At 61.9% G+C, this 21,703-nt stretch carries 23 protein-coding genes; 8 read left to right on the top strand and 15 right to left on the bottom strand.

What is annotated here, in order from left to right; all coding sequences use genetic code 11:
- From GOQ25_RS16800 to GOQ25_RS16770, 7 genes are all read right to left on the bottom strand, one after another.
- Positions 1-591, bottom strand: a complete 591-nt coding sequence (locus tag GOQ25_RS16800) for an HAD-IIIA family hydrolase (RefSeq protein WP_160351624.1) — start codon at positions 589-591, stop codon at positions 1-3.
- Positions 582-1,310: an SDR family oxidoreductase gene (locus tag GOQ25_RS16795; RefSeq protein ID WP_160351623.1), complete on the bottom strand. Its 729-nt coding sequence runs from the start codon at positions 1,308-1,310 to the stop codon at positions 582-584. Before GOQ25_RS16795 ends, GOQ25_RS16800 begins: the two co-directional genes overlap by 10 nt.
- Before the next feature lie 12 nt (positions 1,311-1,322).
- The gene (locus GOQ25_RS16790) at positions 1,323-2,594 is read right to left on the bottom strand and encodes a glycosyltransferase family 1 protein (protein ID WP_160351622.1); all 1,272 of its coding nucleotides are present in this window, start codon (positions 2,592-2,594) and stop codon (positions 1,323-1,325) included.
- Positions 2,595-2,761: 167 nt separating this feature from the next.
- Entirely contained in the window at positions 2,762-5,491 is a 2,730-nt protein-coding gene (locus GOQ25_RS16785) for an ATP-binding cassette domain-containing protein (protein WP_160351621.1), read from the bottom strand.
- A complete protein-coding gene (locus GOQ25_RS16780) occupies positions 5,488-6,414 on the bottom strand; it encodes a glycosyltransferase family 2 protein (RefSeq protein ID WP_202109514.1) in 927 nt (308 codons plus the stop codon). Before GOQ25_RS16780 ends, GOQ25_RS16785 begins: the two co-directional genes overlap by 4 nt.
- Positions 6,414-7,100 (bottom strand): PIG-L family deacetylase, encoded by a 687-nt coding sequence (locus GOQ25_RS16775; RefSeq protein WP_160351620.1) that lies wholly within the window; start codon positions 7,098-7,100, stop codon positions 6,414-6,416. The genes GOQ25_RS16780 and GOQ25_RS16775 overlap by 1 nt, the downstream gene beginning before the upstream one ends.
- A 37-nt stretch (positions 7,101-7,137) precedes the next feature.
- Positions 7,138-7,815 carry a DUF4142 domain-containing protein gene (locus GOQ25_RS16770; protein WP_160351619.1) on the bottom strand — a complete coding sequence of 226 codons (678 nt, stop codon included), beginning with the start codon at positions 7,813-7,815 and terminating at the stop codon, positions 7,138-7,140.
- Between the two features lie 168 nt (positions 7,816-7,983).
- Here GOQ25_RS16770 and GOQ25_RS16765 point away from each other — a divergent pair, with 168 nt between their 5' ends.
- Both GOQ25_RS16765 and GOQ25_RS16760 read left to right on the top strand, forming a co-directional pair.
- The gene (locus GOQ25_RS16765) at positions 7,984-8,622 is read left to right on the top strand and encodes an NTP transferase domain-containing protein (protein ID WP_160351618.1); all 639 of its coding nucleotides are present in this window, start codon (positions 7,984-7,986) and stop codon (positions 8,620-8,622) included.
- Positions 8,623-8,812: 190 nt separating this feature from the next.
- The gene (locus tag GOQ25_RS16760) at positions 8,813-9,214 is read left to right on the top strand and encodes a DoxX family protein (protein ID WP_160351617.1); all 402 of its coding nucleotides are present in this window, start codon (positions 8,813-8,815) and stop codon (positions 9,212-9,214) included.
- 62 nt (positions 9,215-9,276) lie between these two features.
- Here GOQ25_RS16760 and arsC read toward each other — a convergent pair whose 3' ends face one another.
- Together arsC and GOQ25_RS16750 are read right to left on the bottom strand one after the other, a co-directional pair.
- Positions 9,277-9,627: an arsenate reductase (glutaredoxin) gene (gene arsC, locus GOQ25_RS16755; protein WP_160351616.1), complete on the bottom strand. Its 351-nt coding sequence runs from the start codon at positions 9,625-9,627 to the stop codon at positions 9,277-9,279.
- A gap of 73 nt (positions 9,628-9,700) precedes the next feature.
- Positions 9,701-11,119, bottom strand: a complete 1,419-nt coding sequence (locus GOQ25_RS16750) for a CoA transferase (RefSeq protein WP_160351615.1) — start codon at positions 11,117-11,119, stop codon at positions 9,701-9,703.
- 289 nt (positions 11,120-11,408) lie between these two features.
- Between GOQ25_RS16750 and GOQ25_RS16745 the strand changes: the two genes are divergently transcribed.
- The 5 genes from GOQ25_RS16745 (at position 11,409) to GOQ25_RS16725 (ending at position 14,375) form a co-directional block, all read left to right on the top strand.
- A complete protein-coding gene (locus tag GOQ25_RS16745; RefSeq protein ID WP_160351614.1) occupies positions 11,409-11,900 on the top strand; it encodes a glutathione peroxidase in 492 nt (163 codons plus the stop codon).
- A 101-nt stretch (positions 11,901-12,001) separates the two neighbouring features.
- The gene (locus GOQ25_RS16740) at positions 12,002-12,478 is read left to right on the top strand and encodes a GNAT family N-acetyltransferase (protein ID WP_160351766.1); all 477 of its coding nucleotides are present in this window, start codon (positions 12,002-12,004) and stop codon (positions 12,476-12,478) included.
- A gap of 18 nt (positions 12,479-12,496) precedes the next feature.
- Positions 12,497-12,772: a lipoate protein ligase C-terminal domain-containing protein gene (locus GOQ25_RS16735; protein ID WP_160351613.1), complete on the top strand. Its 276-nt coding sequence runs from the start codon at positions 12,497-12,499 to the stop codon at positions 12,770-12,772.
- Positions 12,769-13,548 carry a biotin/lipoate A/B protein ligase family protein gene (locus tag GOQ25_RS16730; protein WP_160351612.1) on the top strand — a complete coding sequence of 260 codons (780 nt, stop codon included), beginning with the start codon at positions 12,769-12,771 and terminating at the stop codon, positions 13,546-13,548. Before GOQ25_RS16735 ends, GOQ25_RS16730 begins: the two co-directional genes overlap by 4 nt.
- A 14-nt stretch (positions 13,549-13,562) precedes the next feature.
- On the top strand, positions 13,563-14,375 hold the full coding sequence (locus tag GOQ25_RS16725) for an RsiV family protein (RefSeq protein WP_160351611.1): 813 nt from the start codon (positions 13,563-13,565) through the stop codon (positions 14,373-14,375).
- A gap of 33 nt (positions 14,376-14,408) precedes the next feature.
- Here the strand turns inward: GOQ25_RS16725 and GOQ25_RS16720 are convergent, their stop codons facing one another.
- The 6 genes from GOQ25_RS16720 to mltG all read right to left on the bottom strand — a co-directional run bounded on the left by GOQ25_RS16720 (position 14,409) and on the right by mltG (position 20,547).
- Positions 14,409-15,698: a Glu/Leu/Phe/Val dehydrogenase gene (locus GOQ25_RS16720; RefSeq protein ID WP_160351610.1), complete on the bottom strand. Its 1,290-nt coding sequence runs from the start codon at positions 15,696-15,698 to the stop codon at positions 14,409-14,411.
- A gap of 422 nt (positions 15,699-16,120) precedes the next feature.
- Positions 16,121-17,002, bottom strand: a complete 882-nt coding sequence (locus tag GOQ25_RS16715) for an ankyrin repeat domain-containing protein (protein ID WP_370519973.1) — start codon at positions 17,000-17,002, stop codon at positions 16,121-16,123.
- A gap of 82 nt (positions 17,003-17,084) precedes the next feature.
- Positions 17,085-17,855 (bottom strand): TatD family hydrolase, encoded by a 771-nt coding sequence (locus GOQ25_RS16710; protein WP_160351609.1) that lies wholly within the window; start codon positions 17,853-17,855, stop codon positions 17,085-17,087.
- 9 nt (positions 17,856-17,864) lie between these two features.
- Positions 17,865-18,914: a DNA polymerase III subunit delta' gene (holB, locus tag GOQ25_RS16705; protein ID WP_160351608.1), complete on the bottom strand. Its 1,050-nt coding sequence runs from the start codon at positions 18,912-18,914 to the stop codon at positions 17,865-17,867.
- Positions 18,911-19,540, bottom strand: a complete 630-nt coding sequence (tmk, locus tag GOQ25_RS16700; protein WP_160351607.1) for a dTMP kinase — start codon at positions 19,538-19,540, stop codon at positions 18,911-18,913. The genes holB and tmk overlap by 4 nt, the downstream gene beginning before the upstream one ends.
- Complete coding sequence (gene mltG / locus GOQ25_RS16695) at positions 19,537-20,547, bottom strand: endolytic transglycosylase MltG (RefSeq protein ID WP_160351606.1); 1,011 nt, start codon at positions 20,545-20,547, stop codon at positions 19,537-19,539. The genes tmk and mltG overlap by 4 nt, the downstream gene beginning before the upstream one ends.
- 145 nt (positions 20,548-20,692) lie before the next feature.
- Between mltG and GOQ25_RS16690 the strand changes: the two genes are divergently transcribed.
- Positions 20,693-21,703, top strand: a complete 1,011-nt coding sequence (locus GOQ25_RS16690; protein WP_160351605.1) for a folate-binding protein YgfZ — start codon at positions 20,693-20,695, stop codon at positions 21,701-21,703.

The following is a 21,703-nucleotide window of genomic DNA, read 5'->3' as shown; positions in this document are numbered from 1 at the left end:
TCAGGCTTCCTCCGCCGCTATCGTGGCGGCCATCGCGGCGAGCACCATTCGAGCCGCTGTGTGCAGATCGCCCGCACAGCGGTCTGGCTCGCGCCCCGGACCCATGCGCCACTCTGTCTCGTTGCCAACGTCCAGCAGCACGCTGCGGCAACCAGCCAGATGACCGGCTTGCACATCGTCCAAGATGTCACCGATGAACCAGGACGCGTCCAGATCGATGTTCAATTCGCGAGCGGCGCGCAGGACCAAACCGGGTTGCGGCTTGCGGCAATCACAATTCAAGGCGTACTCGGTCACGACGCCAGCGGGGTCATGCGGGCACCAATAAAACCCGTGTAGCTTTGCGCCCGCTTGCGTGAACATCTCTCCCAGCCGCTCGTGGACTGGCCCTAAGGCATCAGCGGAGAAGTACCCGCGTGCCACGCCCGCTTGATTGCTGATCACCACGAGCGGGATGTTCGCGGCGCCCAGGCACGCCAACGCGTCACGGGCATGGGGCGCATACTCCATACGCGCCGGGTCCACGTTATAAGGAACATCACGCAAGATCGTGCCGTCCTTATCCAGAAACACGGCCGGCCTCAAGGCCATGATGTCTCCTTCATGGGTAAGACCATGACTTCCGGCACGACAGTTTCGGGCGGTTGCGTCAGCACAAAGCGCACGGCGCGCGCTACGTTGGCCGGATCCTGCAGGGTGCTGGCGTCAATGTCCGGGAAGCGATCGAGCAGAAACGGCGTGCGCATACCCCCAGCCACAACGGCGCTGACTTTCAGGCCCTTGCCCCGTAGCTCCGCGTGCAACGCGTGCGACAGACCCATCAATCCCCACTTGCTGGCGTGATAGGCGCTAGCGTTGGGCCACGCACGACGGGCAGCCGTCGAGGCGATGTTGACGATATGGCCTCCGGGACTGAGGTGGTCCTTACCCAGCTTGGCCATCAGAAACGGACCCGTGAGATTGGTGCGCAGCACACGCTCCCACACGTCGGTGTCGAGTTCATCAATCGGCGCGGTCACATCGATGCCCGCATTGTTGACGATCGCATCGAGCTTGCCGAATTGCGCGACGACCGCTTCCATCGTGCGGCGCACATCGTCGGCCACGCCCACGTCCATACTGCAAGGCATGATGTTCGCGCCTTCGTCGCGCAGACGCTGCGCCGCGGTTTGTGCACGTTGTTCATGAATGTCGGCAAGTGCGACTTTGGCGCCCTCTTTTGCCAACATTTCACATATCGCCGCGCCCAGGCCGCTGCCGCCTCCCGTCACCAGCACCACCCGGCCTTCCAGCGTTTCGAAATCGTGCATGTTGAGACTCCTTTAAGCTGCGATTTGCGCGGAGGGGCGAGCCACATTGGTGACGCCGACCCCCATGCGTTGATAGACAGACAGAAGATCCTGCCCCACACGCTGCCAGGTGTAGAGGCGTTTTGCGCGCAAGCGCCCTGCTCTGCCCATGCGCTCACGCAGGACGTGGTTCGATGCCAGCTGTGCGAGTTTTTCTCCAAGGCGATCAGGGTCCTGCGCGGGGACGAGGAAGCCCGTCTTGCCGTCGACCACCGTCGTACGAATGCCGCCCGTATCGGATCCGATGACCGGCAGTCCGCACGCCATGGCTTCCACGGGGGTGATCCCAAAGGGCTCATACCACGGGGTGGTCACGAAGACATCGCTCGCGCTGTAGTACTTCGAGAGATCGGTGCGATTGCGGCGCCCGACGAACTGTACCCACGGCGTCACGCCTTCTGCTTCGGCGATCTGGCGCAAACGGCCGATCTCCGGTGTGGCTCGCTCGCATGGCTCTTCGGAGTTTCCACCCACGACCAGCAGACGGGCGTTGATCCCATGCACGTGGCGCAGACGGGCCAGCGATCGGATGACGTTATCGACGCCTTTGCGGGGCACCATGCGGCCGAGCTGCAGCATGGTAAACACATCGTCGTCCAATCCCAGCTGCGCGCGCATCGCTTGCTTGGGCAAGGGCTTCATTTCGCTGGCATCATAGCCACAAGGCACTATCTCGATGCGACGCGGGTCGGCGGCATACAGTTCAATCAGGTCGCGACGATCTTGCGGACATTCGGCGATGATGCAGTCCGCATGACGGACGATTTCCTCTTCGATGGCGAAACGGCTGTCTGGGAATTGATCCGCTTCTTGCTGGTATTGGCGGCGGACCTTGCCCAGGGCGTGGAACGTCACCACCAGCGGGACGCCATGTCGCTGGGCCACGGGCAGCGCGGCCAGCCCTGACATAAAGAAGTTCGCGTGAATGACGTCGTAAGAGCGCACTTGCCGCGCAAAGTAACGCTGCATGTAAGTGCTGAAGTCTTCCATATAGGGCAGCATCTGCTCTTTGGGAAGGAAAGACGCCGGGCCGGCGGGAACGTGGACGATCTTGATGCCATCGCCCCAAGGCTGCTCCTCGGGCAATAGAGGATTGTCTTTGCGCGTGAAGACGTCGACCTGAACGCCCGCGCGCGCCAATTGGCGCGCGACTTGGGCCACATAAACGTTTTGTCCACCGCTATCGACGCTGCCGGCGCAAGCAAGCGGGGACGCGTGCTCGCTGATCAGGGCGATTTTTCTCATAAGAAAGCTCCGTTTAGACCTAGCGCGTGGCAAGTGACATGCGCCGGTGCCCTGATGCAAAGCAAGTCGCGTGCCGCGCCGGCCGTGGGCGACGCATCGCGTTTTCAAAGGTGATGCGGCACTTCTTACTTCTCCGGTAAGTACGACGGGATGAACAATCCCCCGCTCTAATGCTTAGTTACATCCGAGCGCGCCGCCGATCCGGCCGGCAAGAGCGCGCTGATGGTGGCCAGTAATTCGGGCGCGTTCACGGGTTTGGCCAGGTGCACCTGAAAGCCCGCCAGCAAGGTACGAAGTCGGAATTCCGGCTCTGCGAAGCCCGATAGCGCAATGGCGGGCAATCGGTGGGCCAGCGTCGCGCCGCGTTCGGCTTCCAGCGCACGCAACCTTGCGACGACTTCGTAGCCATCCATATCGGCCATCGACAAATCGCACACCAACACATCCGGCCATTGATCCGTGGGCATCGCCTGAAACGCCGCCAGCGCCTTCGCGCCGCCGCCGTACGCTGCGATCGTCGCGCCGCTATCGCGCAGCACCTCCGCGACGACCTCGCGCGCTTCGTCTTGGTCGTCGATCAACATCACTTTGACACCCTGCAAATCGGATCTGAGGCTATCCTGCCGTTTGGGATGGGGTTCGATCGCACGGATCGGAAAGTCCGCAGACAGCACCATTCCCCCCGCGGAGGCCGGGGCGAGATTGAAGGTCCCCCCTTGACGCTGGACCTGCGCGGCGAGTTGCGCGGGATCCAAGTTAGCGGCCTGCTGGATCGCGTCGGGCGCGTGTAACGGCGGGCTTGACGCCATGTCACTACGGCCGTCCGTGACCGCCAGATGTGCCATCGGTCCATGACGCTGTAACCGGATTTCGATTCGGCCGCCCGCTGGCGTGACGGCGATGGCATGCGCGCATAAATCCCAGACGAGCTGTTGTAAACGGCTCGGGTCGCCGGTGATGCGCGCTGCCTCCGCGCCCACCGTCGTATATAGATTAACCCCGCACTCTGCTGCCAGCTCGCGAATGGCATCGAGCACGCCTGCCACGAGCGTGACCAGATTGACCGGTTGACGGGTATAACGATCCTGTCGCTCTTCCAGCTCGGATTGGCGTCGCTGCAGGGTCCACATTTGCGCATACATACCGTCGCGCTCGAGCAGATCCTCGTGGCGTCCTTGTTCGACGATGCGGCCGCGATCCATCACGACGATATTGTCGGCATGAACAATGGTCGAAAGCCGGTGCGCAATAATCAAGGTCGTGCGGCCACGCGAAAGACGTTCCAATTCCGCCTGTATCGCGCGCTCGGTGCGGGTGTCCAGCGCCGAGGTCGCTTCGTCAAACACCATGATCGCGGGGTTCTTGAGAATCGCACGCGCGATGGCGATGCGTTGCCGCTCGCCGCCAGACAGCATGATCCCGCGTTCGCCGACCGGCGTCTCGTAGCCCGCCGGCAGACTCTCGATGAAATCGTCCATGCGCGCACCGCGAGCGGCCTGAATAATTTGTTCGCGTGTGGCGCCCGGTGCGCTATACGCGATGTTGTACGCAATCGTCTCGTTAAAAAGGACCGTGTCCTGCGGCACGATGCCCAGAGACTTGCGAATGCTGCGCACATTCACCTGCCGCAGGTCCTGACCATTGATTCGGATGGAACCCGCCGTGGGGTCATAGAAGCGAAACAGTAGTCGGGCCAGTGTGGACTTGCCCGAACCGCTGCCGCCCACCACCGCGACGGTGGAACCCGCTGGCACGGTCAAGTCTATATCCCATAACACTTGTCGCCCGGGCTCATAGCCAAAGTTCACGCCCTCGAAACGGATCTCGCCTGCGCCTGGATCTAAGCCAGGCAAGGCCTCGTCGTCGCCGGTTTCGGGGGGCATGCGCAGTAGATCGCAAACCCGCTCCGCGTTGACGAACGCCTCCTTTGCCTGGCGGAAAATCAAGCCCAGGGTGTTTAGCGGCAAGCACACTTGGATGATGTAGGCATTTACCAGTACCAAATCGCCTACCGTCATGCGCGCATCGACCACATGCTGCCCGGCTAGCAACATGACCGTCGCAACGCCGCAGGCGATCACGGCGCTCTGGCCAACATGCAGACGCGACAGGGCCAGCTGATTGCGAATGCCTACGTCTACCCACTGACCCAGTACCCCACTCAGTCTGCGCGTCTCGAGGGCTTCATTCGCATTGAGCTTGACGGCCTCGTAATTCAATAAGCTATCAACGATGCGCCCGCTCGCTCGCGAGTCCAGATCGTTCATCTGCCGCTGAAACACGATGCGCTTGCGCACCATGATGACGGTGTACGCGAAATAACCGGCAAAGGTCGCGGCCATCACCGCGGCAAACCAGGCGCTATAGCTCAGCACCAGTATGACCACCACGGACACCATCTCGACCAGCGTGGGCAACAACGTAAAAAGCGCAGTGCCCAACAAGAAGCCTATCCCTGCTGTCCCGCGCTCCACATCCCGGGCGAGCTTGCCCGTTTGCCGCGTGCCATGAAATCGTGCACCCAGCCGTTGCAGCTGCTCGAAGACGCGCAGCGTAAAGTCGGCCACCGCGCGTTGTACGACGCGCGCAAACACAACGTCGCGCAATTCGGTAAACAGGGTGCCGCCAAAGCGAATGACCGCGTAGCCCAAGAGCAAAAACACCGGCAGCACCAGCAAGCCGGGTTCACTGAGTTGATCGACAATGGACTTCAGCAGGAATGGCACCAGCACCATCAGCAGCTTGGCCACCACGAGGAGCGCCACCGCCGCGCCAGTGCGCGCCCGGTACTCCCACAGCGCCCGCAAGATGGTGCGCGTCACCTCTTTACGTGCAAAGCCGGTAGACCCGACATCGGCGCTCTTGGCGCCTGCATCGGGATCCGTCGGGCTATTCATCGCGTGTACACGGTGTGCCGCAGCGTGGGCGCGGATTCTTCGTTCCACACCTCTTCTACACTGCGGCAGACCGGCTGGCTGAGGACTCGCCGGTAACGCGCCACCAGCCACGCTCCCGCCAAGACATCACGCGCCAGCCGCAGACGGTCTAACCAAGACGCGCACTTGGCGAACACTTGAAGACTTCGGCGCAGCGCCATGCGCGCTGGAAATCTCAACCATGCTGTCCAGATATCGTTTCTCGCCGTGAGGCTACGCCGTTGACGCTCATCGCGCAGACGCGATGGACGATGGTGCGTCACCACGTTTGGCGCGAACACGATGCGACCGCCCTGCTCCATGATGTCCAATGCCAACAGCGCTTCCTCGCCACCGATAAAAAACGGCGGCCAATAGCCTCCCGCCTGCCGAAATGCCTCGGTACGCATCACGCATGCACCCGCCATAAAGCCGATCAGCTCAGGACCGACGCCTTCAAAAGAGCGCAGCGGACTCGCGGCCATCATGTCGCAAGCAGGGTCGCTACGCGCGTCCTCTCCGACCACGATACGTGCGTTCAATACGGTGATGACGGGATGCGCGTCCAGAATATGTGCGGCAATGCTGAGCGAGCTGCCTTGCCACGCCGTGTCGTCGTCGCAGAATGCGACGTAGGGAGTGCGCACGCGCGCCACTCCCATGTTTCGCCCGGCGGCGCCCAAGTTGCTCGGCGCACGCACGACTTCGACATGAGGATATTCGGCATGGACGCGCTCGCCGGTTCCGTCCGTGCTGGCGTTGTCCACCACAATGATCCGATAAGGGAGCGATGCGCCATCACGCAGCCGTGTCAGGCGCGCGAGCGTGGCGCAGAGATCTTCCTTGCGGTTATAGGTCAGTACCACTATGGTCACGCGGGTCGCGTAGGCTTCGTCGGCAAGCATCACTTGGCCTCCTCATTTAGTGCCAGTGCCCAATAGCCCTCAGGGCGCGCCAAGTCGTCGGGTCGTCGGCCAAATCCGGCGAGCTGGCTGCGATAAGCCAAGACGGCTTCAACCTTCTGTTGGGACCGCGCGGGCGCGGGTCCACGATGAACGTACACACCGCGAGCCCGGATCTCGAACAATCGCTCTTCGACCAGTCGGGCTCTCGCGCGATACGGGATGTCCTCATATGCCAGCCACTCTCTGGCGGGAAACGCTTCGATCAATGACAACAGGGTATTGGAGACCCGCACATGATCGTCATGAAATAACCCTAGCGGCATGACCACGCGCTGGGGCTGCAGCGCTTGCAGCACATCTATCAGCGTCTGCCGCAATGGTTCCATATGGGGCTGCCAATCGCTGACATACTGGCTGTCTGGCAACCCCAACTCTTGCCCATCGCACCCGAGAATCGCCAGCGCTCGTCGGTTCTCTTGCAAGCGTTCTGCCATGGCCTCGCTGGCCGATGCAAACCCACAATCGCGATCCCAGTCCGTCAGGCGCATTGGATCGTCGGGTAGCCCCGTGCATACCGTCACGACAGTGGCGTTCGCAGTATGCGCGAGCAAATCTCCGCAACTGAACACGGCGTCGTCCAGATGCGGAGAGATGACGGCAACTAAGCCCTTGGCGTCAGCGAGCACGGTAAGATCAGCCGCGGGTGCGTCAGGCGCCTAAGCGTTACTGCTTCTTGGCCGGCACTACGCTTTTCTGCAGCGCTTGAGCCGCCTCCAAGTGCATCTTCAGGCTAGGCAGCGTCTCCGTGGCAAATTGCTTGACCTCGGGATCTTTGACATCCTGCGCGGATTTTTCGAACAGTTTGACCGCATCCTCATGCGCGTCCACGCCGATCTCATTGGCGTAAGCTTCGTCAAATCCTTCATCGCGCATGCTCAACGCCTTGAGCTTAGCCTTCTGCATTAGCGAAGGCTCGTTGGGCGGCTCATAGCCCTTGCTCTTAGCCAGTTCCGCGAGTTTTTGCGAAACCTTGGTATGGTCGTCGATCATCTTTTGCGCGAACTCTTTGACCTGGGCGTTCTGGCTCTTTTCGAGGGCGAGCTTGCTGCCCTCGATCTCTAGCGCACCGGATTGCGCGGCGTCATTCAGAAATTGCCGGTCGGCGCTGTCCAATTTGCTCACCGATTCGCTCGGCTGCGGGGTCGTCGGGGTCTGTGCGCCGGCCGCGCCGGTGGGCTGAGCGCCCGTCTGGCCACCTGGTAGCGTACCCGTTTGTGCACCGGTGGGCGTCTCTGTCTTGCCACCGGCGGGTGCTTCGCTTTGCGTGGTTTGTGCACTGGCAGCGCCGACCAAGCCAAATGCCAACAACACACTCAACCCACTGTGTACGATTCGGTTCATGATTTCGATCTCCTGATGTTCTGTGGCGCTATTGCCGTTGCGACGGCGCCGGCTGGCGACGTTCCCGACATTCAGCAAGTCGCATGCCGGATAGAAGCTGCCCGGCGCGTGCTTGACGCGTTTGGGTCCGCCGCCTAAGCTTTGCGCCCCATGCTCAGTGCTGCCGATATGACACTCACCGCCGCGCCTGCTAAATCGATGTTCGTTGGAATCCTGCTTGCCGCCGGATTGGGCGAACGATTTACGGCGGCATCGACAGGACGGCTGCCCACCACGACGCATAAGCTTCTGGCAGCTATGCCCGACGGGCGGCGTGTCGCTCAGGCTAGCGCGCAGTCTTTACTGCGTGCCGTGCCGCAGAGCGTCGCGGTAGTGGCTGGACGGCCTGCTGGCCTGGCCGACTTACTCGCTGAACTGGGCTGCGAGCTCGTGCATGTCGCCGACTCGCCACGCGGGATGGGCATTTCGCTCGCCGCGGCGGCCGCGCATTGGATAGCGCGGCACAAGGATGGCCTCGAAATCTCGGCGTGCGTGGTCGCGCTGGCAGATATGCCCTGGGTGCGGACTGACACCATTCGCACGCTGCTAGACCATGCCGAGGCAACCCGTATCGTTGTGCCGGTCTACCAGGGGCGTCGCGGACATCCCGTCGTGTTTGGCGCGAGCTACTTCTCTGATTTGGCTGAACTGCAGGGCGACGCGGGCGCCAAAGCCCTACTGCAGCGCTACGGCGTCAAGGAAGTCGAATGCGACGATCCGGGCATTCTGCGGGATATTGATGTTCCCGGCGACCTCATGATGTGCTGATTCGCTGGGTAGCCGTGTTAAAGCGGCATGATCAGCCCCCGAGCCAAGCACGCACAACGCCCTCGCGACCGCCGTGCGGTGAAACCTGTATTGTCAAACGAGAAAAATTTGCAATAATGGCCGCACTCGTCGCCTCTCTCCTAGATGATTTCGGGGCGATCATTCCAACAATTCCACCGAGCCCGACAACATGAAATCTGACGACACCGGCAAGCTGATTGTGCGCCTTAGCGTGGGTATTCTGGTGCTCATGCACGGGCTGTTCAAATTATCGAGCGGCGTCGGTGGCATCGCCGGCATGTTGAGCTCGCACGGTCTGCCATCAGTACTGGCTTATGGCGCCTACGTCGGCGAAATTGTGGGCCCGCTGCTCGTTATATTGGGGCTGTTCAGTCGCCTGGGTGCGCTAATCATCGTGGTCAATATGATTTTTGCCATCCTGCTTGCGCATATGGGGCAACTGACCAGCCTGACGGGCCAGGGGGGCTGGGCGCTGGAGCTACAGGGCATGTTCCTGTTCAGCGCGCTGGCGGTGCTCTTTATGGGCGCGGGCCGCTTTAGTCTGGGCGGTGCCAGCGGTCGCTGGAATTAATGGACGTAGCGGGCCAGGCCCGCTCATCGTCGCGACGGCACGCAGAACGCGGCCGTCGTCGTTCAGGGCAGAATGTCTTTCACCACCTCCACCGGCCTGCCGAGGCGCGTGCCCTTCTCCGTGACCACAAAAGGCCGGTTGATCAGGATCGGGTTTTCAATCATCGCATCCAGCAACTGATCGTCGGTTACGCCCGGCGCGTCCAGCCCGAGTTCCTGATAGAGCGATTCCTTCGTACGCACCGCTTCACGCACGCTCAGGCCCGCCTGCTTGATCATGCCCGCGAGCGTGTCGCGCGACGGCGGATCTTTCAGGTACTCGATCACGGTGGGCTCGATCCCGGCATCGCGGATCATCTGCAGCGCGTTGCGAGAGGTGCTGCACCGCGGATTGTGATAAATCGTCGCTGACATACGAATTTCTTCCTAGACCAAAAGCCAGAGTCTACCAACCGGCGCCCTTGCGTGACACCTGCTCGTCCCATCCTCAGGATTCTGGCCACACGGGCGGGTGCGACCCCGGTGGCATCGACGGTCGCGTCCAAGCGGCAGGCGTGTCCGCGAACCGGGCCGCGTGGCGCACGGCAGTCAAATCACCGAAACCTGAGGGCGTCGTTTCGAGATAGTCGTCCACACTGGGCATGGCGCAGGCGAGCCCGCCCTCGACCCTACCAAGCGAACGCAGCCAGCGTGCCGTCCGCGCCAGCGAGACACGCACATGCCAGCTACCGCCCTGCGCCGCCTGGCGCATCAATGCAACCTGAGTCCCGAAAGCCATGAGGTAGCCAGAGGCATGATCCAAAATCTGCATGGGCAGCGCGCGAGGACCATCAATCCCTGCCGCCAGCCCCTCGGCGTGGTTAAACCCCGAGGCCGTCTGCACCAGCGAATCGAATCCGCGCCGTCCCGACCAGGGGCCGTGCTCGCCATAGGCGGACAACGTCACATAAACAATGCCAGGACGTTGTTTTGCCGCCTCGGCCGCGCCAAAACCCAGCTCCTCGAGTCCGCCGGGCCTGTAACCCTGCACAAACACGCGCGCGTCCTTGAGCAGTTGGCGTAACGTCGATTGACCTGTTCCGGTACGCAAATCCACGTGGACCGAAAGTTTGCCCCGGCTTGTTTCCGCGATGGTGTCGATGTTTGGCAGATGCGGTGAATTGACGAGCATGACGTCCGCACCATAGGCCGCGAGCGCCCGCCCGCAGACGGGTCCGGCGATTATCCGCGTTAAATCGAGCACCCGGATGCCTTGCAACGGGCGCGTATCGGGCGTTTCTTGTGGCCAGGGTAACGGATCGGCATCCGCTATCTTGGTGATCGATATCAGCGGTTGACTGGCCAGCGCGATGCCTTGCGGGTGCGCGTCCCATTCATCAAACGTGCGCATCGCCGCGACGACCAGGCCGGCTTCGGCTGCCGCCTGCTCGAAATCCAAGGCAGTCCATCGCGCGAGCGCGTGCGTCACCGCCTCTTTCGAGGTGCCCGGCCCGGTGGGACAGCCCAGCAAAGCCAGCGCCCCGTCCCGGTGATGCGCAAAGTTGGCATGGATACGCACCCAGCCGCCATCCCCACAACGGTAGACGCCGGTAATTTTGTCGTGAATTTCCTGCTCGACGCCGCCGATTCGGAAATAACTGCGGCACTCCTGCGCCGCAGCCAGCATATCGACCGCGACGCGCTGTCTGGCGCCGCCGCGCAGAAAACCGATTTCGGCCGCAGCCAGCGCCGCGGCTGCCATGGTGACCTGGGCAGCTGCCCCCACCGCGAAAGACGAAGGAAATACCGGATCCTTGCCTGTCAGTTGGATGTGCGTTAAAGCCTCATCGGGCAGTGCCATGTCCCGCCACAGCGTCTGTAAAACGCTCTGTGCGTTGTTGGCGCCTGATAGGTCTTCCGGGCTCATCGACGTCTCCTTTTACGGGCGGCCCCTAGCAAAAGCCAAGGGCACACATGAGCAATTCTCTCAAAGGATAGGTGAAACGCGCCACCTCCTTATTTCGCGCGTGGACTGCCATGCTAGTTCCACGAGGATGTCCGCGTGTCTGGTGATTACCTAGTTTCATCGGGCGCGGTGTAGCGACGCGTCGGTGTGCACGGTCGTTCAATCACGTATTCATCCACGGGAACATGCAGGTAGCGTTACACTCCTTGAGGTTTACACCGCCCCGTATGCGACATCACAGGAGCCCACCATGACCAACATCTATGACTTTTCCGTCACGGACATTCGGGGCCATGCACGCTCGCTTGAGGCGTATCGTGGCCAGGTGCTGCTGGTGGTGAACGTCGCGTCTAAATGCGGGTTTACGCCTCAGTACGCCGGCTTGGAAGAATTGCAGCGCGAGCTGGGAGCTGACGGATTTTCGGTGCTGGGATTCCCCTGCGATCAATTCGGTCATCAAGAGCCGGGTGACGAATCGCAAATCCAGCAGTTCTGCTCCACGCAGTATGGGGTCACGTTTCCCATGCACGCGAAGATCGAAGTGAACGGGCCGAACGCGCATCCCCTGTACCGTTGGTTAAAGGGTGAAAAACCGGGGGTGCTCGGCACCGAGGCGATCAAATGGAATTTCACGAAATTCCTCGTCGGTCGGGATGGCCAAGTGATCAAGCGCTATGCGCCAACAGATAAGCCGGCATCGCTTAGAAGCGACATACTAGCCGCTTGCAAGGCCGCAGAGTAAGCCGGTGCAGTAGCCCGTGCCGCGCCCTTTGCTGTCGTACCCCCCGCTTCGGCAGCGCTGATCCCGGGCGTCCCGTCATGATTTTTTTAACGTCTCCCGATATGCCCGACACCGCTCCCCTACACTTCCGACGCGCTCGGCGCGACGATTTGGACACGCTGGTCACCCTATTGGCCGACGACGTCCTCGGCCGCGAGCGCGAGGATGCCTCGATGCCAGCCGTGTCCTGCTATGTCTTGGCGTTCGAAGCGATTGACCGCGACCCGAACCAGTTTTTGGCCGTGGCCGAGCGCTATGGCCATATCATCGGCTGCCTTCAACTGAGCTTCATCCCCGGCCTGTCACGTCGTGGGCTCTGGCGTGGCCAGATTGAGAGTGTGCGCATCGCTTCGGGCGAACGTGGCAGCGGCATCGGCCGTTTGATGTTCGAGTGGGCCATTGCGCAATGCCGTGAACGCGGCTGCGGGCTGGTTCAACTTACGACCGACAAAAAACGCGGCGACGCCCGTCGCTTTTACGAATCTTTGGGTTTCACGGCCTCGCACGAAGGTATGAAGCTCGAGCTTGGCAGTCTTTAATCTGGAGTCCTCCTCGCCATGCATGGTGAATACAAAGTCCCCGGCGGCAAATTGGTTGTTGTCGACCTGGAAGTGAAAGACGGCTTGCTTGCCGATGTGCGCTTGAGCGGCGATTTTTTCCTGGAGCCGCCCGAGGCGCTGGACGATATCAACGCAAGTTTGTGCGGCTTGCCCGCTGAAAGCGATGAAACCAGCATCGCTGCCGCCGTGGCGCGGGCCTTGCCCAGCGGTGCGGAACTCTTCGGCTTTTCACCCGAGGCGGTTGCCGTCACCGTACGGAGGGCGCTGGCATGAGCGAACGTACTGCATGGAACGATTACCCCTGGGAACTGATCCACGAGGCGCCCCAGGCGCCTGAATTGCACATGGCGCTGGACGCGGTCATCACCGACGAAGTCGGCGCCGGATTGCGGCCCCCTACCCTGCGCATCTGGGAATGGTCGCAACCCGCAGTCATCATCGGCCGTTTTCAATCACTGAAGAACGAAGTCGATCCCGAAGGCGCCGCCCGCTATGGCGTGAAGGTAGTACGCCGGGTCAGCGGCGGTGGCGCGATGTTCGTCGAACCGGGTAATACCATCACCTATTCCCTGAGCGTGCCGCAGGCGCTGGTGCAAGGGATGACGTTCCAGGAATCCTATGAATACCTCGACGCCTGGGTCATCCGGGCCCTGCAGGACCTGGGGATCAAAGCCTGGTATCAGCCGCTGAACGACATTGCTTCCGAGAGCGGCAAGATCGGCGGCGCGGCACAGGCACGCCGTGCCGGCGCCGTGCTCCATCATGTCACGATGTCTTATGACATTGACGCCGACAAAATGGTGCAGGTTCTGCGTATTGGCCGGGAAAAACTGTCCGATAAAGGCACCACCAGCGCGAAAAAACGCGTCGATCCGCTGCGCAGTCAGACAGGATTGGAACGTAGCGTAATTATTGAACGCATGCTGCAGACGTTCCGTAGCCTGGCGCCGCTGACGCCCATTGCGCTATCGCCGAGCACCCTGGCCAAAGCGCAGGCCCAGGCCGAGGAAAAGTTTTCCACCGAGCAATGGACCGCTCAGGTCCCCTGATACGACCTATGCCCATGACTGCACCTTTTCGCTATCGTCTCCTCGCACCCGCCGGTATATTGGCTCTGGCGCTGCTCGCCGGCTGCGCGAGCTCGCCGCCGGCAAATATTTCCCTGCCTTCCGGCGTCCCGGAGCCTGCCCGCGCCGAGCAACAAGTCAGTGGCCTGAATGTCGAACGCATCGAGTGGAAAGGCACGAAGCCCGGTTGCCAGGGGGAATGTCCCACTATCCAAATTGATAGCGTGGCGTTTCCGGAGATACCGAAGCTCACGCCACTGGTGGACCATGTGCTGGCCTACATGACAGGGCTTGAGCCAGACCGCCCGCGCCCATACCAGACACTGGCGGAATACACGCAGTATTTCTGGCAGACAGCACAACCGCGCGATGTGACGATCTTCAAAGCCGAGGTCAAAGACGTCAGCGACAAGATCATCGCCATCGAACTGCACACTGGCCAATACCTGACCGGCGCGGCGCATGGCATCCCCGCGACCCAATACCTGAACTGGCAGCGCGACCGCGAACGCGTTCTCGCGCTAGATGAAGCGCTGTTGCCGGGCCAACATCCCGCGTTCGTCGAGGCGTTGCGCCGCGCCCATCAAGCTTGGCTCGCGCAAAACCCGGACGCGCAGCAGGACCCGCAGGCGTACAACCGGATGTGGCCATTCCAAGAAAGCGACAATTTCGCGCTCACGCGCGACGGTGTGGTCGTGAAATACGACGCCTACTCCATTGCCCCGTACTCGCATGGGCAACCTGAACTGCGCATACCGTACGGGGAGCTTAATGGCATTCTGCGCCCAGAATTTATGGGCGGGTGGTAGTTATCCTAGTCGCCGTGGCCCAAGCGCGTCGGATCAGGGATACAAGCCACGCACCTGACGCGCTTGCAGAATCCGCGTGCACGCCACGATAAAGGCGGCCGTACGCAGGCTCACCTTGTGTTCTTTCGCGACCTGCGCCACGGCCGCATAGGCCTCGCGCATCAGGCGCTCAAGACGGCTGTTGATTTCGTCCTCGCTCCAGAAGAAGCTCGAGAAATCCTGCACCCACTCGAAATAGCTGACCGTCACGCCACCGGCGTTGGCGAGTACGTCGGGGACCACGTATACGCCGTTGTCGTGCAAGATGTCGTCGGCAATTGGCGTTGTCGGGCCGTTTGCGCCTTCCACCACGATTTTTGCGCGGATCTTGCTGGCGTTGTTCTCGTTGATCTGGCCTTCGAGTGCGGCGGGGACGAGGAATTCGGTTTCCAGCTCCCAAAATCGCTCATTGGCGAGCGCCTCGCCCGCGCTAAAGCCGCCCACGCCGCCTTTTTGCGACACATGATTCAGCAGCTTGTGCACATCCAGGCCGGCCGCGTTGTACACGGTGCCCGTGTGGTCCTGCACGGCGATGACCTTCGCGCCTACCTCATGGAACAGGCGCGCGGCGGTGCCGCCCACGTTACCGAAGCCTTGCACAATCACGCGAGCGCCGTTGAGGTCGATATTGCGGTCGCGCGCGGCTTCGCACGCAATCACGAACACGCCCCGGCCCGTGGCCTCGACCCGGCCCAGACTACCGCCCAAGGCAATGGGCTTGCCGGTTACCACGCCCGTCGCCGTCGCGCCCTCGTTCATGGAGTAGGTATCCATCATCCACGCCATGGTTTGGGCGTTCGTGTTCACGTCCGGCGCGGGGATATCCTTCGAGGGCCCGATGATGACGCCGATTTCCGACGTGTAGCGGCGCGTCATACGCTCGATTTCGGCTTGGGACAGCATTCGGGGGTCGACGCGGATCCCGCCTTTCGCGCCGCCGTAGGGCAGATTGACCGCTGCGTTCTTGATCGACATCCAGGCCGCCAGCGCCATGACTTCCGACAGCGTCACGTCTTGGTGAAATCGCACCCCGCCCTTGCCAGGGCCGCGAGAGGTATTGTGCTGGACGCGATATCCCTCGAAGTGGGCAATCGTGCCGTTATCCAGTTCGATCGGCACATCCACGATCAGCGCCCGCTTGGGACGCTTGAGCGTCTCTACCCAGCGTGCCAAGGGACCCAGGTAAGGGGTGACCCGGTCTACCTGCTGCAGGTAAATACCCCATGGCCCGAGATGCTCGGCTTGCAAGTATGACGGCAATGTGTGGGAGGGCTGATCTGACATAGAGGAACTCCGAACGAGGAAGGGTTCACAGGATTGTAGCGACGAATTATTAGCCGTCCCTAATTATTTTTAAAAAAAAATAAACGGGGACATATTTCGGTTTATTCGTCTGTGCCGCCTGTGGGATGGTCGCTCGCGTTCGCTATTGGGCCATCCCTTTCCCTTTATCTTACGGTGCGCCTCCCGCCGCGGCTACTCGCGGGGTGTATGAGAAAGCAACCGGTAAAGCGGATATTTGAAACAATTGGCGGGGCGGGCAAATGGCGAGGCGCCCACAGGCTCCCGGCATCGCGATGCAAGCTGCGGTGCGACGCCGTGACACTCAGAAAATCACGTCAATCATTGCCCGGTTGAACGGCAGCCAGGTAAACCTGCTGCCTGCGGCCCGCGGGCCATCAAGCCCTACAACGAGGGGTGGACGATCAATCGTAGGTGCCCAATCGCACGCCGGTCACGCCGCCCACCGCGTTGGACGAGGGTTTGGGCGCCTCCACCTGAGTGGCCTCGGCCGCAGGATTCATAGCCGACGACGACGCTGCCGGGACTTGGCGCGGCGCGGCAACCCCGCCCGAGGCTTCTTGTTCGTTCGCTGCGGGCACGCCGCCCCGTTGCGCCATCCGTGCGCGCTCGACCTGAGCGATCAGCTTGGTCAGCTCGTCTCCCAGCTTGCCTTGCTTGGCCGTGTAGGCCCAATCGGCTGCGTTCTGGCCTTTCAGGTTGCGCGTGGTGACGTCGGCACCCGCGTCCATCAGCAGCTGCACCATTTCCCGATTGCCAGACAATGCCGCCATCATGATGGGGGTGGTGCCCTCCGGCGACGGCGCATTGACCATGGCTTTGTGCGCCAGTAGCAGCTTTGCCGTCTCGATATGGCCCTTGGACGCCGCGTAGTGCAAAGGCGTCCATCCCAGGCGATTCACCTGCGCACCACGGTTGATCAGCTTACGGGCGCGCTCCGTGTCGCCCGCGACAGCGAGGTACATCAAAGCCGTTTCGTTAGCCGGATTCACCGCATTGAGGTCTGTGCGCGGATCCGCCGCCAGTACGTCGAATACATTCCAAGCGCCATCCACCACGGCCCGCATAATGGCCGGCTGGCCGTTCTTGTAGAGCACATTTGGATTGGCGCCCTTGCGCAACAGGGCCTGCAAGTCCGTGGCCTTGTCGTTGTGAATATAGAACCACCAATTACCGGGCACCGAGTCCGACTGGGCCGCGTGGGCCATCCCGACCGGGGCGACCGAGATCGCGAGCGCGGCGGCGCAGGCGCGCAGATAGGTGGTGATGCTGGGCTCTCGATTCATACTGGACTCCGTAGCGGGCGGACGGCATTGCCTAAAGGCAGAAGCGGCTTTAGAGAATTTACTTTAAAGAATTCAAATGAGCTTATCTCTCTATCTTGTTGAATAATTTGAAGAAGTTTTCCGTGGACGCACGTGCCACCTCGGCCACCGGAATCCCTTTTAGCTCCGCGATCTTCTCCGCCACATGGATCACCTTCGAAGGGTCATTGCGTTTGCCACGGTAAGGCACGGGAGCCAAGTACGGGGAATCCGTTTCGATCAGCAGTCGATCCAAGGGAATATTGGCCGCTACCTCGTGCACGACGCCAGCGTTCTTGAACGTGACAATGCCTGAGAGCGAGATATAGAAATTAAGGTCGATCGCGGCCTGGGCGTGTTCCCACGATTCGGTAAAGCAATGCATGACGCCGCCCACCTCGGCCGCATTTTCCTCGCGCAGCAGGCGCAAAGTGTCCTGCACCGATTCGCGGGTATGAATAATCAGCGGCAGATTCGATTGCTTGGCCACACGGATATGCCTGCGGAAACGGTCACGCTGCCAGTCCAGCGGCTCGCTCAGGCGGTAGTAGTCCAGGCCCGTCTCACCGATGGCGACGACCTTGGGGTGACGGGCGAGTTCCAGCAACTCGGCTTCCGTAGGATCGAGGGTGTCTTCGTAATCCGGGTGCACCCCGACGGATGCCCACAGATTGCGATGCGGCTGAACCAGATCGATCAGCCCCGGCCAATCCGGCATATTGACGCTAACCACCAACGCGTGGGTGACCTGATTCTGCTGCATCCGCTGCAAAATGTCGGGCAGCTCGGCGGCGAGATCGGGGAAATTCAGATGGCAATGCGAATCAACGTACATACAAACACTTCAACCTAGACAGGAATGCGCCACGCGCTGCAGGGTGGCGTGGGCAAATAATTTGGGACTGAGCGGATGCGTCGCCAACCTGCGCTGCTGCGTCAGCCAGCGTGCCCCTTCTGCGAGGCGCACGCTGTTGGCTCGCGAGGCGACCTGCTCAACCGTGCGTGCCAGCGACGGAAAGTACCTGACGGGCGCGCCCGCGGCTGCCAACATTAAATCGGTGTAGAGGCGCTGCAGCGTATCGATCCACTCGGCTGGCGCGGTTTTCTCGAGCCCTTCTGCCAGTGTACCGATATCGGGCGCCTGGCCCCGCGTCAGGGGTTCGAGCAGCGACGCCAGCCAGGGCGGGCAGGCCTGGCCCCCGCTCTGAGCCAACCGTAGTGCCGCAAGCGGCGCGCCACCGGCCGCCGCTAACCAGTCCGGGGCGGCGGAAACCCCCTGCTCTTGCAGCCATTGCAGCGACTGCGCCGGGCCAGGCGCGGGCAACGGCAGTCTGCGACAGCGTGACACCAGGGTCGGCAGTAATCGATCGGGCGCATCGGCGACGAGCAGAAAAACCGTATTGGGTGGCGGTTCTTCCAGCACTTTCAGCAGTGCGTTGGCGGATATCACGTTCAGCGCCTCGCCGGGATACACAAGAGCGACGCGCCAGCCGCCGCGATGAGTGGCGGTGTTGAACCAGGATTCCAGCGCTCGGATCTGATCGATTCGGATTTCCTTGGAGGGCGCGCGTTTCGCGCTGCCGCCCTCGCCCGCCGCGGCGTTGTCATCTTCAGCGGAAGCCACACTTTCCTGAGCGGCCACGGCCTCCGGGCGCACGCGGCGCAAATCCGGGTGATTGCCGCTGGCCACCCAGGTACAAGCCGGGCAATGTCCGCAGGCGAGTTGATCAACAGGTGCTTCGCAAAGCAGGCTGGCGGCCGCGGCGGAAGCGAATTCCAGTTTGCCTATTCCGGGCATGCCATGGATCAGCCAGGCATGAGCGAAGCGATCTCGCTGGGCCAACCAGTCTTGCGCGGTTTGATGCTGCCAGGGAAGGAACTGCGCGGTACTCATGCCGGCTGCATGGCCGCGAGCGACCGCAGTTCGTTTTCCAGCTGTACGCGGATCTCATCGATGCTGCGGCTGGAGTCCACCACGCGCACGCGCTGGGGTTGCGCTTGGACCCGCGCATGATAGGCGGCGCGAGTGCGTTCAAAAAAAGCCGCGCCTTCGCGCTCAAAACGGTCGGGTTCTCGCGCATCGGCCAAACGTGCACGTGCAATTTCAAGCGGAACGTCGAAAAGCAAGGTCAAATCCGGCTGTAAAGACGGCTGCATCCATTGCTCCAGCACAGCCACGCGTTCCACACCCAACTGGCGCCCGCCGCCCTGATAGGCGTAGGTCGCGTCGGTGTAGCGATCGCAGACCACCCATTCCCCGGCGGCGAGCGCGGGTTCGATCACCTGGGCCACATGCTCGCAACGGGCGGCGAACATCAACAGCGTCTCGGTTTCCAAGGTCATGGGTTCGGTCAGCACCAGGCCGCGCAGGGTTTCGCCCAGCGGCGTGCCGCCCGGCTCGCGTGTGGTGACCACGCGATGCCCCAGCGAGCGGAGCTTGTCGGCGATCCAGTCGGTATGCGTGCTCTTGCCCGCGCCATCAACGCCTTCCAGAGTGATAAAACGGCCACGTGCGGTCATTGCGTCTTGCCCAGGATATAGCGTGCTACGTTACGGTTGTGATCGGTCAGGTTAGCCGAAAACTCGCTCGTGCCGTTGCCGCGCGAAACAAAATAAAGATAGTTATGCTGCTCGGGCTGCACCGCTGCCAAGAGCGCCGCGCGACCAGCGGCGGCGATCGGTGTAGGCGGCAGCCCGGTGCGTGTGTAGGTATTCCATGGCGTATCGGCCTGCAAGTCCGCCTTGCGGATGCGGCCCTGATAGCGATCGCCCATGCCGTAAATCACCGTGGGGTCCGTTTGCAGCATCATGCCAAGCTTGAGGCGATTGACGAATACCCCAGAGACACGGTTGCGCTCCGGGCCATGCCCGGTTTCCTTTTCCACGATCGAGGCCAAGATCAGCGCTTCGTAGGGCGACTTGAGCGGCAAGTCAGGCTGGCGCTGCGCCCAGATGCTTTGCAGCACCTCCTGTCCATGCTGGTAGGCACGGCGCAACAGGTCAAAGTCGGTCGTGCCCGGTGTGAAGACGTAAGTATCCGGAAAGAACAGCCCCTCTGGCGATTTGTGTGTGGCGCCCAGCTTTTCCAACAAGGCCTCGTCGCTCATGTCGCCCAGCGTCTGCTTGATATCGGGATTCGCGCGCAGCGCCTCGCGCATCTGGCGATAGGTCCAGCCTTCCAACAGGGTGATTTGCCGCTGCACCATCTCGCCCCGGGCGAGGCGATCGAGCAGCTGGCGCGGCGTATCGCCTTGGCGGGCTTCGTAGCCGCCTGCCTTGATCCGCTTGTCCTGCTCGGTCAGGCGCGCCAGCCACGCGAAGCCTTCCTCCCAGATGGGAATACCGGCCTCGGTCATGGCGTGCGCCATCGAGCGCGGCGTGCTGCCAGGCGCGACGACGAATTCGACCCGCTCGGCGGGCAAGGCAATGGCGCGGTTCATCCAGTACCACGCGCCACCGGCCGCGGCCCCGGCCAGCACCAGGACGATAAGCACCGCCGCCAGCAAGTAATAAGAAAGCTTTTTCATAGGATGCGCAGTTTAAAGGATCGCGGACATTTGATCAGGCAGCCTTGGCCGCAGTGGGGGCATCGGTGCCTGAAGGGAGCGGGAGCGGTATCATGGACCTATCCCGGCGCCGATCCGGCGCGGCACTACATTGCTATCGGAAAACATGTCTGCTTTTTTTGATTCGATTTCGCCGAACACCGAAGGTTCGCACACCATCGCCCCGTTGTCGGACTATGCCGTCATCGCCGCGTCGGGCGACGACGCGTTGGCTTTCCTGCACGGGCAGCTGACCCAAGATGTAACGGGTTTGTCCCCAGACGCCGCCCGCCTCGCGGGATACTGCACGGCGAAAGGGCGGTTGCTGGCGACGATGGTCATGTGGCTGGCGCAAGCCACGCCGGGCGGCGAGGCGCAGCCCACTGATCCGCGGTTATACGCGCTGGTACGTCGTGACTTGTCCGAAGCCTTGGTCAAACGCTTGTCGATGTTTGTGCTCCGGGCCAAGGCAAAGCTCACGCTGACGCCCCTGCATGTCGCGGGCGTCTGGACCATGGCGGGTAACGAAGCCAGCCTGGAAGCCGCTGCCGGCGGTGCGCTGCCCACCTCACCTTGGCAACGTGCGGAGCTGCCCACGGGCACCTGGATCGCGGCACCGTCTGTGACAGGCCCGCGTTGGTGGTGGATCGCGACCGATGAACAACTGCAGCAGGCCGCGGCTCTGGCGAGCCTATGCCGGCTAGGCGATGCCGACGCATGGCAAGCCGGCGATCTGGCTGCCGGCCTGCCCTGGGTATGTGCCGCGACGCAGGATCTGTTCATTCCGCAGACCCTGAACCTGGACCTCATCGAGGGCGTGAACTTTACCAAAGGCTGCTATCCCGGCCAGGAAGTGGTGGCGCGCAGTCACTATCGCGGAACCGTCAAACGCCGCACCGCGTATGGCCAGCTCGATTCCTCGACGCAAGCACCCGCGCCCGGCACGGACATCTACGACGCCCAGCACCCCGACGAGCCACGTGGGCGCATCGTCAACGCGGCGCGCGGTGGAGCCCTATTCGAAATCGCGCTGGCGGCCCTGGATGGCGGAGATTTGCGCGTAGGCGCCGCCGATGGGGCAAAGCTGAGCGTGGCTCCCCTGCCCTATGACTTGGCGGACGGCGGCCATAAGCGCTAA

The organism is Bordetella sp. 15P40C-2 (assembly GCF_009763235.1).
GTDB lineage: Bacteria > Pseudomonadota > Gammaproteobacteria > Burkholderiales > Burkholderiaceae_B > Bordetella_A.
The sequence above is the reverse complement of the archived record's forward strand: the minus strand, read 5'-3'. Positions and strand labels throughout refer to the sequence as shown.